13 protein-coding genes and 2 pseudogenes are annotated in these 14,826 nt (G+C 49.1%); 13 read left to right on the plus strand and 2 right to left on the minus strand.

The genetic code is table 11. The features are described from left to right. Nucleotides 1–34: 34 nt before the first annotated feature. From IPL71_RS06440 to IPL71_RS06465, 6 genes are all read left to right on the plus strand, one after another. Nucleotides 35–1,159 (plus strand): phospholipase D-like domain-containing protein, encoded by a 1,125-nt coding sequence (locus tag IPL71_RS06440; RefSeq protein ID WP_345319987.1) that lies wholly within the window; start codon nucleotides 35–37, stop codon nucleotides 1,157–1,159. A gap of 156 nt (nucleotides 1,160–1,315) precedes the next feature. Next, complete coding sequence (locus tag IPL71_RS06445) at nucleotides 1,316–2,053, plus strand: DUF5666 domain-containing protein (RefSeq protein WP_345319989.1); 738 nt, start codon at nucleotides 1,316–1,318, stop codon at nucleotides 2,051–2,053. Nucleotides 2,054–2,121: 68 nt separating this feature from the next. Further along, nucleotides 2,122–2,724 carry an RNA polymerase sigma factor gene (locus IPL71_RS06450; RefSeq protein ID WP_345319991.1) on the plus strand — a complete coding sequence of 201 codons (603 nt, stop codon included), beginning with the start codon at nucleotides 2,122–2,124 and terminating at the stop codon, nucleotides 2,722–2,724. Beyond that, nucleotides 2,717–3,895 (plus strand): DUF5667 domain-containing protein, encoded by a 1,179-nt coding sequence (locus IPL71_RS06455; protein WP_345319992.1) that lies wholly within the window; start codon nucleotides 2,717–2,719, stop codon nucleotides 3,893–3,895. The genes IPL71_RS06450 and IPL71_RS06455 overlap by 8 nt, the downstream gene beginning before the upstream one ends. 188 nt (nucleotides 3,896–4,083) lie before the next feature. Beyond that, nucleotides 4,084–6,687, plus strand: coding sequence for an ATP-binding protein (locus IPL71_RS06460; RefSeq protein WP_345319994.1), 2,604 nt, complete (start codon nucleotides 4,084–4,086; stop codon nucleotides 6,685–6,687). Nucleotides 6,688–6,755: 68 nt separating this feature from the next. After that, on the plus strand, nucleotides 6,756–7,343 hold the full coding sequence (locus IPL71_RS06465; RefSeq protein ID WP_345319996.1) for a methyltransferase family protein: 588 nt from the start codon (nucleotides 6,756–6,758) through the stop codon (nucleotides 7,341–7,343). A gap of 15 nt (nucleotides 7,344–7,358) precedes the next feature. Here IPL71_RS06465 and IPL71_RS06470 read toward each other — a convergent pair whose 3' ends face one another. Then, nucleotides 7,359–8,426, minus strand: a complete 1,068-nt coding sequence (locus IPL71_RS06470; protein WP_345319998.1) for an SCO family protein — start codon at nucleotides 8,424–8,426, stop codon at nucleotides 7,359–7,361. 110 nt (nucleotides 8,427–8,536) lie between these two features. Next, nucleotides 8,537–8,731 carry a hypothetical protein gene (locus IPL71_RS06475; protein ID WP_345319999.1) on the minus strand — a complete coding sequence of 65 codons (195 nt, stop codon included), beginning with the start codon at nucleotides 8,729–8,731 and terminating at the stop codon, nucleotides 8,537–8,539. A gap of 110 nt (nucleotides 8,732–8,841) precedes the next feature. On the opposite strand from IPL71_RS06475, the pseudogene IPL71_RS06480 reads away from it, so the two are divergent. The 7 genes and pseudogenes from IPL71_RS06480 (at nucleotide 8,842) to IPL71_RS06510 (ending at nucleotide 14,808) form a co-directional block, all read left to right on the plus strand. After that, nucleotides 8,842–9,203 (plus strand): annotated as a pseudogene (locus tag IPL71_RS06480) (BLUF domain-containing protein). Nucleotides 9,204–9,272: 69 nt separating this feature from the next. After that, nucleotides 9,273–10,651 (plus strand): annotated as a pseudogene (locus tag IPL71_RS06485) (8-oxoguanine deaminase). A gap of 6 nt (nucleotides 10,652–10,657) precedes the next feature. After that, on the plus strand, nucleotides 10,658–10,987 hold the full coding sequence (locus IPL71_RS06490) for a hypothetical protein (RefSeq protein WP_345320001.1): 330 nt from the start codon (nucleotides 10,658–10,660) through the stop codon (nucleotides 10,985–10,987). A gap of 11 nt (nucleotides 10,988–10,998) precedes the next feature. Continuing rightward, on the plus strand, nucleotides 10,999–12,789 hold the full coding sequence (gene ade, locus IPL71_RS06495) for an adenine deaminase (RefSeq protein WP_345320003.1): 1,791 nt from the start codon (nucleotides 10,999–11,001) through the stop codon (nucleotides 12,787–12,789). Nucleotides 12,790–12,796: 7 nt separating this feature from the next. Further along, the gene (locus IPL71_RS06500; RefSeq protein ID WP_345320005.1) at nucleotides 12,797–13,507 is read left to right on the plus strand and encodes a GntR family transcriptional regulator; all 711 of its coding nucleotides are present in this window, start codon (nucleotides 12,797–12,799) and stop codon (nucleotides 13,505–13,507) included. A 100-nt stretch (nucleotides 13,508–13,607) separates the two neighbouring features. Next, nucleotides 13,608–14,366 carry a M20/M25/M40 family metallo-hydrolase gene (locus IPL71_RS06505; protein WP_345320007.1) on the plus strand — a complete coding sequence of 253 codons (759 nt, stop codon included), beginning with the start codon at nucleotides 13,608–13,610 and terminating at the stop codon, nucleotides 14,364–14,366. Further along, nucleotides 14,326–14,808 (plus strand): hypothetical protein, encoded by a 483-nt coding sequence (locus tag IPL71_RS06510; RefSeq protein ID WP_345320009.1) that lies wholly within the window; start codon nucleotides 14,326–14,328, stop codon nucleotides 14,806–14,808. Before IPL71_RS06505 ends, IPL71_RS06510 begins: the two co-directional genes overlap by 41 nt. The last annotated feature ends 18 nt before the right edge of the window (nucleotides 14,809–14,826 follow it).

The following is a 14,826-nucleotide window of genomic DNA, read 5'->3' on the forward strand; positions in this document are numbered from 1 at the left end:
TGGCGGGATTATAATCGCTTCGGGAGATTTTTTTATGAAGAAGACATCAATATACATTCTCGTCCTTTTGATTTTAATGACCGCATGTGGAGTTGCCACACCGACAAATACCTCTGCGCCTCCCGCTACGCGCCCGCCGACAACTGACTCTGTTACCCAATCATCTGTTACGCTGACAGAGATTCCGCTTGGCGCAGGTTATGGCGTAGACGGCGGTTGGTTTGAGTTGTACTTTACGAATCCCGAAAGTCCGCTGGCATCACAGGAAACCGGCGGACCCGATGGCCCGCTGGCTGATGCAATTGATTCTGCCCGCCTGTCTGTGGATGTTGCGATTTATAGCCTGAGTTTAAACAGCGTGCGCGATGCGTTAATCCGCGCGCATAAACGCGGCGTGCAGGTGCGCATGGTAATGGAAAGTGACAACCTCGACCGTTCTGACCCGCAGATATTGAAGGAAGCGGGCATTCCCATTTTGGGTGACCGCCGCGAAGGATTGATGCACGATAAATTTGTAGTAATCGATAATTCTGAAGTCTGGCTGGGTTCGATGAATTTTACAGATTCAGGCGGCTATACAGATAACAATAATCTGATGCGCATCCGCTCGGTGAATATGGCTGAGAATTACACTAAAGAATTTGAAGAGATGTTCACCGATGATATGTTCGGTGCAGATGTAGTTGCAAAGACACCCAATCCGCGGGTGACGATTGACGGTACGCCGATCGATGTCTATTTTTCACCCGATGATCATGTGCAAGCCAGCTTTCTTGACCTGGTCAATAACGCGCAGGAAAGTATTTATTTCATGGCCTTTTCTTTCACTGCTGATGAGATCGGTGATGCCGTGCGTGCCCGCGCACAAGAAGGTGTGACCGTTGCCGGTGTGATGGAAACAGAACAGGTCAATTCAAATATTGGCACAGAATTTGATCCGTTTCAGCAGGCAAAATTGGATGTTGTGCGCGATGGCAATGAAGGACTAATGCATCATAAGGTCATGATCATTGATGAAAATACTGTCATCCTTGGTTCCTACAATTTCACAAACAGCGCTGAGACAAAAAATGACGAGAACCTGATCGTGATCTATAACGAGGAGATCGCTGCGCAATTTATCGCAGAATTTCAAAGAGTGTACGCCCAGACGAAATAAAGCACCTGAAATTTTTTTCACAAACACGGCTGATTTCAAAATGGATTTGAAGTCAGCCGTAACTTTTTCACCCCCAAGGCGACTATTCAAATGTAATCAAATTCAAATCGATATCAGAGGTGAAAAAATGAAAAACTTTCCAAAACTCTTGTTCCAATGCTTGTTCTTGCCATGCTTTTGATCAGCGCCTGCAGCGGCGCGGCCGCACCGGCGGAAGTCACAAACGGCAGTAAGGTCGATTCGGCTCTTGTTGATTTTACTGGTGTCATCGAATCCATGAACGGTAACCAGTGGGTGGTGAGCGGTCAGCCCATTACCGTTGACCCGTCCATTGTGCGTGATGGTCCATATAAAATTGGTGACACCATCAAGGTCGAAGCGCAGGTCGCGGAAGACGGCACGATTATCGTCACACGTATCGAAACCCCTGCATCTGGTGACAACTCCAACGATGACAATGGTAATTCCAGCAATTCCAATGATGGCAACAGCAATTCCAGCAATTCCAACGATAACAACGGTAATGGCGGAAGCAATACCAACAGCGACAATGGTAACGGCGGCAGTAATTCCAACGACGACAATGGTAACGGTGGCAGCAATTCCAACGACGATAATGGCAATGATGGCAGCAACTCCAACGACGACAATGGTAACGGTGGCAGCAACTCCAATGACGATAACGGCAATAATGACAGCAATTCCAACGACGACAATGGTAACGGTGACAGCAATTCCAATGACGATAACAGCAACTCCACTGATGATAACGGCAACGATGACGACAGCAACTCCAATGACGATAACAGCAACGATGATGACAGCAATTCCAGCGATGACAATAGTAACGATGATGATAATTCCAACTCAGGCAGCAATGGAAACGGCGGTTAGTCAATAAACTGCCAACAATACCACTCTGATCAGATCGTAAGCCGCTTTGGTCAGAGTGGTATACTCCGATGAAAGATAAAATTTTTTCAAATCGCTTTCAACCGGGGCATCCCTTCCTAATGTTTCCCACCAACAACGATAGTTCTGTTCTGTATGGCTTGCGTGATCTTGATCCGCAAGTCATTGGCGCAGTCTATGACCAGTATTTTTCCGAGATATATCGCTATGTACTCTATCGAATTGGCGATCCGACACTTGCTGAGGATATCGCCAGTGATGTTTTTGTCCGTCTGCTTGAATCTGTCCAGAGTGGACGTTCTCCCCAAACGAACTTAAAAGGCTGGTTGATCGGCACTGCATCCCACGCCGTAACAGATCACCTGCGTCGAAAATATCGGCGCCCGGAAGAAGAAATTCCCGAATCCATGCCCGATCGCGGCCCCAGCATTGCCGCTGAAGTGGATCAACGTGAACAAAATCGACTCGTGAACGACGCGTATGCTCAATTAACTCCCGAACAACAACATGTGCTTGCCCTGCGTTTTGGGCAGGGCTATTCCTTGGAAGAGACCGCAGCTTTTATGAATAAGAATGTTAATGCGGTCAAGGCTCTCCAGTTCCGCGCGCTGGCTGCTTTGCAGCGTGAGGTTGGTGAGGTGGATTATGAATAACTTATATGATGTATTGGAAATATGCCTGCAGGAACTCGAAAACGGTGCGGACCTTGAAACTGTCCTCGCGCGTTATCCTGATCTTGCCGGTGAATTACGCCCGATCTTGAAGGCGTCCATTCAGGCGCGGATGCGAAGTGAATTTGTCTCCACTCCTTCTCCTGATGTCATTCGCCGTGGACGCGCAAAATTATTACAGCACGCCTCAGAAATGCGTGAAGCAAAAGCCGCTCCGCGTAAACGTATGATTCCTGTTTTTCAACGGCTTGCCATTTCTTTTGCTCTAACCGCGTTATTTCTTGCCAGCGGGACGGGGCTGGTGAGCGCTTCTTCCTCCGCTTTGCCGGGTGAGAATCTATATCCCATAAAGTTAACTTGGGAAAATTTGCGCCTTTTCTTTACGTTTAACCCTGAATACCGCGAAAACCTTGAACATGCATTTGAGAATGAACGCTTGCATGAAGTGAATGAATTGCTTGTGGAAGGCCTGCACGAGACAATCCAATTCACAGGTATTTATATGGAAGTGAATGGCGTCAAATATGTCTCAGGCGTCCCGATCGTGATCCTGGATACTTCGATCCTGCCTGTGGATCCATTATTGAATGGCATGGCGGTTCTTGTCACCGGTCATACCAACGCGCAAAGATTTGTAGAGGTTGAATCCATTGCATTGCTGCCCGCGGGAAGCATTGTCCCAACCGGGGAATCGCCGGTTGAAGTAGGACACAATGACAATAATAATTCCAGCGGCAACGAGAATTTTAATGATAACGACAGCAATGATGTTGAAGTCAATGACAATGTGGATAATGACAGCAATGATACGAACAATAATACGAATAATGACGATAATGTAAATAATGATGGAAATGACAACGGCGACAGCAATGACAATGGCGATAGCAATGATAGCGGCGATAGTAACAGTAATGACAATAGCGATAGCAATGACAGCGGCGATAGTAATAGTAATGACAATAGCGATAGCAATGACGATGTCGATAGCAGCAGTAATGATAACGGCGACAGCAATGACAGCGGCGATAGCAATGACAATAATGCTGACAACGATGACGATAGCTCTGGCAGTGGCGGGAATGATGATAATAGCGGTTCAGGCGGCGGAGACAATGACAACGGTGATAGTGACAACAACAATGATGACTAATAAAAATTCTGCGAGAAATTTCTCGCAGAATTTTTATATTCTTAATCATTGCCATTTCGGCTAAAATAGATTAAATTAAACCCGTCTAGCACGCACGTTCTAAAAACAGACTTCGGAAACATTTCCGGAGTCTTATCAATCCATAAGCGCTAAAAGACTTCCACAGTCTTAACCTCAGGAGATATTTCATGGCAGACTCAAATTTTTACCTCGGTCGTTTAGTGGATGCAAAAACCGCGAAACCTACAAACACCCCCGTTGAATACGACCCCGCCGACTTAACCACTCATGCCGTCGTCACCGGTATGACCGGCTCAGGGAAAACAGGTTTGTGCGTTGCTTTGCTTGAAGAAGCTGCATTGCAGAATGTGCCTGCCATTATTATCGATCCCAAAGGCGATCTAACCAACCTGCTTTTGCATTTCCCCAATCTCCTTCCGCAGGATTTCCAACCGTGGATCGATCCCGAAATGGAACGCCGCACCGGCAAATCAATGGAACAGATCGCAGACGAAGCCTCCACAGCCTGGGGCAACGGATTAAAAGAGTGGGGCATTGGTGAAGAACGTTTGCTCGCCTTGCAGAACGCCGCACAATTTGCCATCTATACTCCCGGCTCCGATTCAGGCATTCCCGTCAGTGTACTTTCTTCACTGGCCGCACCTGATCTCGATTGGGAATCCAACCGCGAGGTCCTGCGTGAACGCATCTCCAGCACCGTCACCGCCTTGCTTGGTCTGGTCGGCATGAACGATCTCGACCCGATCCGCTCGCGTGAGCACATCCTGCTTTCCAACATTTTTGAATTCCATTGGAGCGAAGGCAACGATCTCGACCTTACAGAATTAATTCTTCAAACTCAAACCCCGCCCTTTGCAAATCTCGGCGCCTTCTCTGTAGATACCTTCTTCCCGCCCAAAGACCGCATGGAACTTGCGATGGTCTTAAACAACATCCTCGCCGCGCCCGCGTTTGAAACCTGGCGCGAAGGCGAATCGCTTGATATCAAAGCCATGCTCTTCACCCCCGAAGGCAAACCGCGTCACAGCATTTTCTACCTCGCGCATCTTTCTGATGGCGAGCGCATGTTCTTCGTCACACTTTTACTCTCCGCCGTAGAAACATGGATGCGCACCCAAACAGGCTCAACCTCACTGCGCGCCCTGCTCTACATGGACGAAATTTATGGCTATCTTCCCCCAACAGCTGTTCCGCCTTCAAAGGGCCCATTACTGCGCATGTTAAAACAGGCGCGTGCCTTTGGCTTGGGTCTTTTACTCGCCACCCAAAATCCAGTAGACATGGATTACAAAGCCCTCTCCAATACCGGCACATGGTTCATCGGCAAACTCCAAACCGAGCGCGATAAGAATCGTCTGCTCGACGGCCTCGAAAGCGCCTCCGGCGGCATCCCCCGCGCCGCAATGGACAAACTAATTTCATCCCTCGGAAAACGTGTCTTCGTTATGCATAACGTCCACGAGAAAATGCCTGTCTTAATGCAAACCCGTTGGACGATGAATTTTCTAGCCGGTCCGATGACCCGAGCTCAGATTCCTGCTCTCAATCAGTTGGTGAACGCTGTGGCAGCGCCTCACACTGCGCCCGTGCCTGCTTTCGCTTCGAGAGCAGTACCCAAGCCCCAGCCTTCTGTGGATGCCCTGCAGCCCGTCACGATCCCATCTGCCTCTCAACCTGCAACTTTTCGCGAGGTTCAAAACCTTGCCGCTCAATCTTCCACTCCTCAACCTGTAACCAATCGTCAGTCGTCAACCGTCAATCGTCAATCCGATGGCAGCATGACCAAACCCACCATTCCGGCCGGCATTCGCGAATACTTCCTCCCGCAGAACTACAGCCTGCCCGAAGCCTTCCAATCTGTGCAGCGCTCCATGCCCTCGCAGGCCATGATCCAGGGTGTGATCTACCGCCCGTCACTGCTTGCTTCTGCGCAAGTGAGATTGCTAGACCGCAAATATGGCGTGGACTCAGAGATCGTCAAATCCGCCCTTGTTGACTCACTGGATCGCCGCGGCATTGTCCGCTGGGACGAGTTTCCCTATGCAGGGCCCTCGCTCGATAAAGTGGAAACCATGCCCGGTGCCTCTGCGCGTTTCGGAACGATTGATGCACCATTAAATGACACGAAATTAATGACCGCCCTGCAAAAAGATTTCACTGACTGGATCTTTCGCAACTCTGAAGTAACTGCGCGCGCCAATCTTAAACTAAAAATCTTTGGCGGACCCGATATTACGCAGGCTGAGTTTATGAAAGAATGTGCCAACGCTGCCAGCGATGCGCGTGATGCGGAAGTCGAAAAGAAGACCGCCGCGATCGAGAAAAAGATCAAATCCATTGAAGATAAACTCTTCCGCGAAGAGCGTGAGTTGCAACAAGATCAGGCCGACCTGCAAAATCGCAATATTGAGACAGGTCTCAGCGGCGCAGAAGCAGTGGCTGGTATGCTGGGATTTGGCCGCAAGAAAAGCCTCTCCACATCTGTTTCCAAATTCCGTATGGCGCAAAACGCCAAGGAAGATGTGCGCGAATCAGAAGAATCCATCGCGCAATATAAAAAGGATCTTGCCGTCCTTGAACGTCAACGTGAAGAAGTTGCGGCTGAGATCAATGATCGCTGGGGCAGTCTGGTCAACGAGATCAGCGAAGTGGCGATTAAGCCCAAGAAGACCGATATTTATGTCAACATCTTTGGTGTCGCCTGGAAGCCGTATTACCTCGTGCAATCCGGCGCTGAGACCATTGAACTGCCTGCTTTCGGCGCAGAGTAAGTTTTGCTCCACACGTAAAATAGTGACGACCTCGGGTCGTCACTATTCATTAAAGGACAAATAATCACATGAGCATAATTATTCTTCTATTTGCACTCGCCGTTTGGGGCGTTGTACATTCCATCCTTGCTTCCCATTTTGCCAAGGATATGATCTCCCTAAAGCTTGGCAGCGCAGACTATTACCGACTTGCCTATAATGGTTTTGCCGGAATCAGTTTCCTTCCTATTTTGTATTTGATGAGAACGCTGCCCGATCAAAAAGTTTATGAAGTTCCCTCCCCGTGGAATTTAGCCATGTATGGCGGGCAATTGCTCGCGATCATATTTTTAACAATTGCATTCCTGCAAACAGATTCGCTTTCCTTTATCGGCTTGCGTCAATTATTTGAAAAGGAGAAATCAGGCGACCTCGTCACTCGCGGGCTGTATCACGTGGTACGTCATCCGTTATATACGTTTAGTCTGCTGTTTATCTGGCTCACATCCACGATGACACAGAATTCGCTCACGGTCTATATCGGTGCGACTCTGTATATTTTGATCGGCACAGTTTTTGAAGAACGTAAACTCCTGCGCGATTTCGGCGAAGCCTATGCCGAATACAAACGTAAGGTCCCCATGCTGATCCCGGGATTTGTGTTTGGAAGAAAATAGCTGAAGGGAGAGAAACTATGGGGACGGTGTGGCAGGCGTCGGTGGGGGAAGAGGCGTTGATTGGGATGTGGGTGTTGCCTGCGGGGTGAGAGTCATGAATCCGTGTTGATAATTTAATTGGTTGACATCCCATTTGCTTTTCATGTAAGTCATGATGAATTGAATCTCCCAATCTGCAAGCGCGGATTTGAAAGCCGGCATGTGGATCGGCTGGTCGAGATTGCGGCCTTCCTTGATGAGGTTGAGCAGGTCTGGTTCGGAATATTGCCAGGCGCTGCCGGTTTGATCGAGGGGCGGCGGGAGATGCGAGCCGTCTTCCAGTGGGGTTTGCCAGGCGGGGTTGCCTGCCAACTCTGCGCCGTGACATTGAGCGCAATGGTGCTGATACATCCACTCGCCGACTTGAACATACTGCGGGACGAGGGTGACGGCGCAAACTACGGGGGTGTAAGTAGGGCCGGCCAAAATTTGCGCGCTGACCGGTATTTCGTTTTTGATCAGATAGCGCAGGTCTTCGCTCATTTCCAGCGGCGGGGTTCCATGCGGAAATTTCAGGATGTAATAGCCATTGCGGTCGATCAGAATTGTGAACGATGTATGGTCTACTGAATAATTGCCGTTTGTGTCAGGCGGGTTGACTTTATATTTTGCGCCAAAGGCGGAGGTCATCAGGTCGATCTCTTCGCGTGTGCCAGTGGCGCCGATGAATTCATTGCGAAATAGCTTGACATAGTTGCCCAGTGATTCGGGGGTGTCGCGTGCTGAATCAACAGAGACGAAAATAACCTGTATCTGCGCGGCTTCTTCAGGAGTTAATTCATTGAGCGCCATCTTGAGATTGGCAAGCGAAAGTGGACAAACATCCGGGCAGGATGTGTACCCAAAATAAAGCAGGACGAGTTTGCCGCGATAATCTTCCAGACGAATGGGGCCTGTGTTTGCGCGTAATACAATTGGCGCGGCTTTCATCGGTTGTTGTAAAACCTCGCCGTTAAATTTGTGTGAGCCAAAAGATAGATAACCCAAAAATACAAACAGGGTAAATAGTAGAATTCCAGCGGGCAGGATGAATAATTTTTTCATGCTTCTCTCCAACACTTGGTGATGAGATGTTTATACCCAAATGTTGTGATTTGGTCTTTGCGCTGGCGCAAACAAAAGACCCCGTTGCAAAACGGGGTCTTAATCTTATATTATGGAACGGTTGAAGCCGTGCTGGGTAAATAGGCCCAGATGGCTTTCAACTCATCATCGGAGAAGTTTTTGTAATGTTCCCAAGGCATCTGAGCCGGGTCGAGTTGATGCCCGCTGGGGATGACGCCTGTGCGGACGGCCTGAATGAAATCGGCTTCAGTCCATGTGACCAATACGCCGCCTCCGTAGTTCAAAATTGTTATTCGCTTTTTAACAGCGGTTATAATTTCTCAAAGGAAAAAAAATTATGATCTCTATTATTTATGTAAGTACATCCGTTCGCCTCTTAAGTGATGATGAATTGATGGATATTTTAAAAGTTAGCCGCGAGAACAACAGCGTCAGCGATGTCACCGGACTTCTGCTTTACAAAGGCGGAAACTTTATGCAGGTGCTCGAAGGCCCCGAAGATGTTGTGAACGCGTTGTACGAAAAATCAAAACAGACCCACGTCACATGGGTGTTTCCACCATCTCCACTGAACAGATACAGGCGCGGCAATTCCACGCCTGGGAAATGGCATTTCAGAATCTGGATAATCCCGCCATTAAGAATGAGCCCGGATACAGCCAATTCCTGCACGATGAATTCACCGCTGATATTTACCGTAATAATCCCTTACGAGCCTACATCATGCTGCTCACGTTCCGCGATAATATGCGTTGACATCCTTCTCCTTTTTTGCTACACTAGAAGTTGTCAGACAACTCGGCTAACCCTAAAGGCTAAAGCAAAATGACAACCCTTCTCATAAAAAACGCATACATCGTAACCATGGATGACCATCAACGGGAAATTCCCGAGGGTGGTCTCTTTATTCGAAACGGGATCATTGAACGGGTCGGGTTGACCCGTGATCTTCCTCAAACCGCAGATGAAGTCTTTGACCTGAACGGACATATCATCTTGCCCGGCCTGGTCAATACCCATCATCATTTTTATCAAACACTCACACGCGCTGTGCCTGCTGCGCAGGACGCAAATCTTTTCAACTGGCTTAAAACGTTATATCCCATTTGGGCGCGCCTCACGCCTGATGATATTTTTATTTCGACTCAGACCGCATTGGCAGAACTGGCCCTTTCGGGATGTACCACCGCATCGGATCATCTCTACCTGTTTCCGAACGGTTCAAAACTGGACGATGAAATTGCTGCGGCTTCCGAGATCGGGGTACGCCTGCAAGCATCGCGCGGCTCAATGAGTCTCGGCGAATCAAAAGGCGGACTCCCCCCCGATTCAGTGGTGGACACCGAAGAAAACATCCTCAAAGATTCACAGCGTCTGATCGAAAAATATCACGATGCAAAACCCGGCGCGATGACTCAGATCGTACTCGCACCATGTTCACCTTTCAGCGTGACATCAGATTTGATGAAACAATCTGCAAAACTGGCACGTGAATATGGCGTGCATTTGCATACGCATCTGGCAGAAACTGAAGACGAAGAAAAATTCTGTATGCAGATGTTTGGTCATCGTCCTGTGGGATACATGCAGTCTGTGGATTGGGTCGGCAGTGACGTGTGGTTCGCGCACGCGGTTTGGGTCAACGATGAGGAAATTCAAGTCTTTGCCAAACACGATTGCGGTGTGGCGCATTGTCCCACTTCAAATATGCGGCTGGCTTCAGGTATTGCGCCTATTAAAAAATATCGCGCCGCTGGTGTGAATGTCGGTTTGGGCGTGGATGGTTCTGCATCCAACGATGGCTCGCATCTGCTGGCGGAAGTGCGGCAGGCAATGCTTTTGTCACGCGTCCATGAAGGGATGACGGGGTATTCACTATCAAACGACCCGAATCGAAAATTGATGACCGCGCGCGAAGCCCTGCACCTCGGCACGCGTGGGGAGCGGCAGTGCTCGGACGCAGGGATATTGGAAGTTTGGAAGTTGGCAAGTGCGCCGACTTCTTTGCAGTCAACTTGAATAAACTGGGTTACACAGGGATGCACGATCCCGTCGCTGCGATTGTCTTTGGACAATCCATGAATGTGGATTACACCGTTGTGAACGGGAAGTTCATTGTGAAGGAAGGTCAACTGGCGACTGTAGATGAAGGTCGTTTGATCGAAAAACATAATAAAGCCGCAAAACGATTGTTAAATGGATGATCAACTATGAATGAATTTCTTGCAATCCCTCTTGTTTCTTTTTTTATATTTAATTGGCCCTTGTATGTGATCGCGTTGTTGTTCGGGGTGATCGGGGTGATGAATCGTCAATGGGGACTTGTACTTCTGAGCGCTGTGCTTATTCTCCCATTTACGTATGTGTTGAATGGGATTTCACCTTTTGCAGGGTTTTCACTGCTTTTGCCGATCTTTCATATCGGTTCTGCGGTGGCAACCAAAGATGATAACGAAACATGGGCATGGGTTTTGCTTGCGCCCACATTTGTAATTCGGATGTGGCTGCTCATGGTTGCCGTCGTAAAAACGATGCCCTAACGGAGAAATTTATGACATCTTCCACGAAGCTTACCCGTTCCCTTGTTGATGTAGCCATGGGACGCGCGCCTGCCGACCTTGTGATCCGCGGCGGTAAATGGGTCAGTGTGCAATCTGGTGAAATTATCCCCAATACTGATATTGCTGTTGTGAACGGCCATATCGCCTTTGTCGGTTCGGATGCCAGCCATACTATTGGTAAAAAGACACAGGTCATCGAAGCCAAAGGACGTTTCCTTGTGCCGGGTTTGCTCGATGCGCACATGCACGTTGAATCGGGCATGGTGACCGTCACCGAGTTTGTGCGGGCGGTGGCCGTGCGCGGCACGACCGGCATGTTCATTGATCCGCATGAGATCGCGAATGTCTTTGGTCTCAAAGGCGTGAAGTTGATGGTGGATGAAGCCCAGAAGCAACCCATCCATGTTTGGGTGCAGATGCCCTCATGTGTTCCATCCGCGCCGGGGCTGGAAACTCCCGGCTCTTCGATTGGTCCCAAAGAAGTGACCGAAGCCATGAAATGGAAGGGCATCATTGGCCTCGGCGAAATGATGAACTTCCCCGGCGTTTTCATGAGCGATAAGAAAATGCTGGATGAAATGTCTGCGACACATGCGGCCGGCAAAACCATCGGCGGACATTACGCTTCGCCCGATCTCGGTCTGCCTTTCCACGGATATGTGGCGGGCGGCGCAGAAGATGACCACGAAGGCACGCGCGTGGATGATGCGATTGCGAGAGTACGTCAGGGCATGAAACCCATGCTGCGCTATGGCTCATCGTGGTTTGATGTGGCTGCGCAAGTGAAAGCCATTACTGAGCGAAAAATTGATCCACGCCGCTTTATTCTTTGCACCGATGATTCTCACGCAGAAACTCTGACTCAAGAAGGTCACATGGATCGCGTGCTGCGTCATGCGATCAGCGAAGGTCTGAATCCGATGACGGCGATTCAAATGATGACGATTAACTCAGCCGAGCATTTCGGCCTGAGCAAAGAGATGGGCATGATCGCACCCGGACGTTGGGCTGATATTGTGCTGGTCAGTGACCTGATGAAATTCAAAGCAGAGATGGTCATTGCGAAGGGACAGGTCATCGCTGAAAATGGCGAATTGCTGGTTGATCTTCCCTCAGTGAAATATCCGAGTTGGGTGACGAAATCTGTCCACTTGAAGAAAGCGCTCAAAGCGCAGGATTTTATCCTTCGGACGAGAGCAGTTGACGGGTCGGAGGTTGATGCGCATGTGATCGGTGTCATCGAGAATCAGGCGCCCACACGTCATCTGCGGATGAAGGTCAAAGCTGAAAACGGAGAAGTCAAATCTGATCTAAAACATGACCTTGCAAAGATCGCGCTGGTGGAACGTCACCTTGCAACCGGCAAAGTGACTGTTGGACTGGTGAACGGTTTTGAGTTTACAAGAAAATGCGCAATCGGTTCAACTGTGGCGCATGACAGCCATCATATGATCGTGGTGGGTACGGATGATGAGAATATGGCGATTGCCGCAAATGAACTGGCGAAGTGTGGCGGCGGTCAGATCGTGGTGATGAATGGTGAAGTGATCGGTCTTGTGGATCTGCCGATCGCGGGCTTAATGTCTAATGAACGCGCAGATGTTGTGGCGAAGAAAGCTGGAACAGTGCTTGAAGGTTTCAAGGCTTGTGGTTGTGAATTGAATAACCCGAATATGCAATTGAGTTTGCTGGCGCTGGTGGTGATCCCCGAGTTGCGCATTTCGGATCTGGGTCTGGTGGATGTGACAAAATTTGATTTCATTCCTGTTTTGGAAGATTGAGGTTCCCATGGCTAATTTTCCGTTTCAACGTTTGCAAGCCGATCTGGCTGCGCTGATCGCGCGTACGCCTGCGGGTCAACGCTTGCCTTCCGAGCCTGATCTTGCAAAACAATTGGGCGTATCACGTGCCACCTTGCGCGAGGCCATGCGTTCTTTTGAAACGCAGGGATTGATCCGCCGCAGGCAGGGTTCGGGTACTTTCGTAGTTGGCAAAGTACAGGCGCTGGATAGCGGGCTTGAAGTTCTTGAAAGCCTTGAGACGATGGCAAAACGTTTGGGGCTTGAAGTTTCAGTCAGCGATCTTAATATTGAGTCGATTGTTTCTGATGACGAGTTCTCAACTGCTTTAAGTGTTTCTGTTGGTACACCGCTGACCCGTGTGCGGCGTGTGGTGCGCGCGGATAGTCGTCCTGTTGCCTATCTTGTGGATGTTTTACCCGAGAACATTCTCCACTCAAAAGATATGCCGGATAATTTCCACGGTTCCGTTCTGGACTTTTTGCTGGGTCGCGGCGATTCTTTGACATCTTCCCGCGCGAATGTCAGTGCCATCGGCGCCACCGCCGAGGTTGCCAAAGCGCTGGAAATCCAACGCGGTGATGTGCTGCTTCATTTCTACTCACAGCTTTTCGATGAGAATAATAAAGTTGTAGATTATTCGTTAAGTTACTTCATCCCCGGTTATTTCCATTTCCACATCATGCGGCGGGTGGGCTAGCAGTAAACCCAGGCTTTTGTTATCAGACCTTTATGAAAGCAGAGGAGACCTTTAGGCTTGTACGATAGAGAATAAATTTTAATAACAAGGAGTTCAATTGATGTCAATTAAGGAAATTCAAAAGCGTGTTCAATCATCCCGTGAGGATATTATTCAATTTATGCTGGAGATTTGTGAAATCCCCAGCATGGATTCTAAAATTGGTCCTGTCGGCGAACGTATTCAAGCCGAAATGAAGAAACTGGGTTTCGACGAAGTCCGTTTTGACAAAATGGGTAATACCATCGGACGGATCGGCAATGGAAAGCGTGTGATCGTCTATGATTCACATATTGATACAGTTGGCATTGGTGATCCGCACGAATGGGAATGGGATCCCTTCAAAGGCAAGATCGAAGATGGGATTTTATACGCCCGCGGCGCCTGTGATGAGAAAGGCTCCACACCCGGCATGATCTATGGCCTGGCCATGGCAAAGGATCTGGGCCTGCTTGAAGGCTGGACGGCTTATTATTTCGGCAACATGGAAGAATGGTGCGACGGTATTGCGCCGAATACGTTTGTGGAAGTGGACCCAAAGATCAAACCTGATTTCGCGGTGATCGGTGAGCCGACCAAGATGCTTACCTATCGCGGACACAAAGGTCGTTTAGAAATGAAGGTAACCGCCAAAGGTAAGTCAGCTCATGCAGCGAGCAATCATCTGGGAGACAATGCGATTTATAAATTACTTCCCGTGATCGCAGGCATCCGCGATCTTGAACCCAAACTCGGTGACCATGAATTTTTTAGGTCACGGCAAGATCACAGTTTCAGATATGCACGTCAAGACCCCGTCCATCAATGCTGTGCCCGATGAAGCTATCATCTTCATTGACCGCCGTATGACCTTTGGCGAAACCAAGGAAATGGTCAAGAAACAGGTTGAAGATCTGATCCCCGCTGAATTTAAAGATTCAGTTAAGTTGGAGGAACTCTTCTACGATGAACCTTCCTACACCGGTTTCGTCTTCCCCGTGGATAAATACTTCCCGGCCTGGGCTTTGGAAGCGGAGCATCCGCTCGTGAAAGCTGGTCAGGAAGCACGCACAGAGATCGGTTTGCCGGAAGCTGCAAGCAGCAAATGGAATTTCTCTACCAATGGTATCTACTGGGCCGGCAAGGCTGGTATCCCATCGATCGGCTTTGGCCCCGGTGATGAAGAAACCGCACACACCGTTCGTGATTCTGTTTCGCTGGAAGATATGGTCAAGGCGACCGAGTTCTATGCGATTTTACCGAGTTTGATTAAAGGAGATTGATTAGACAGGTAAACAGAC

Origin of the sequence: Candidatus Villigracilis proximus (assembly GCF_016717045.1) — a bacterium.
Classification (GTDB): Bacteria; Chloroflexota; Anaerolineae; order Anaerolineales; family Villigracilaceae; genus Villigracilis; species Villigracilis proximus.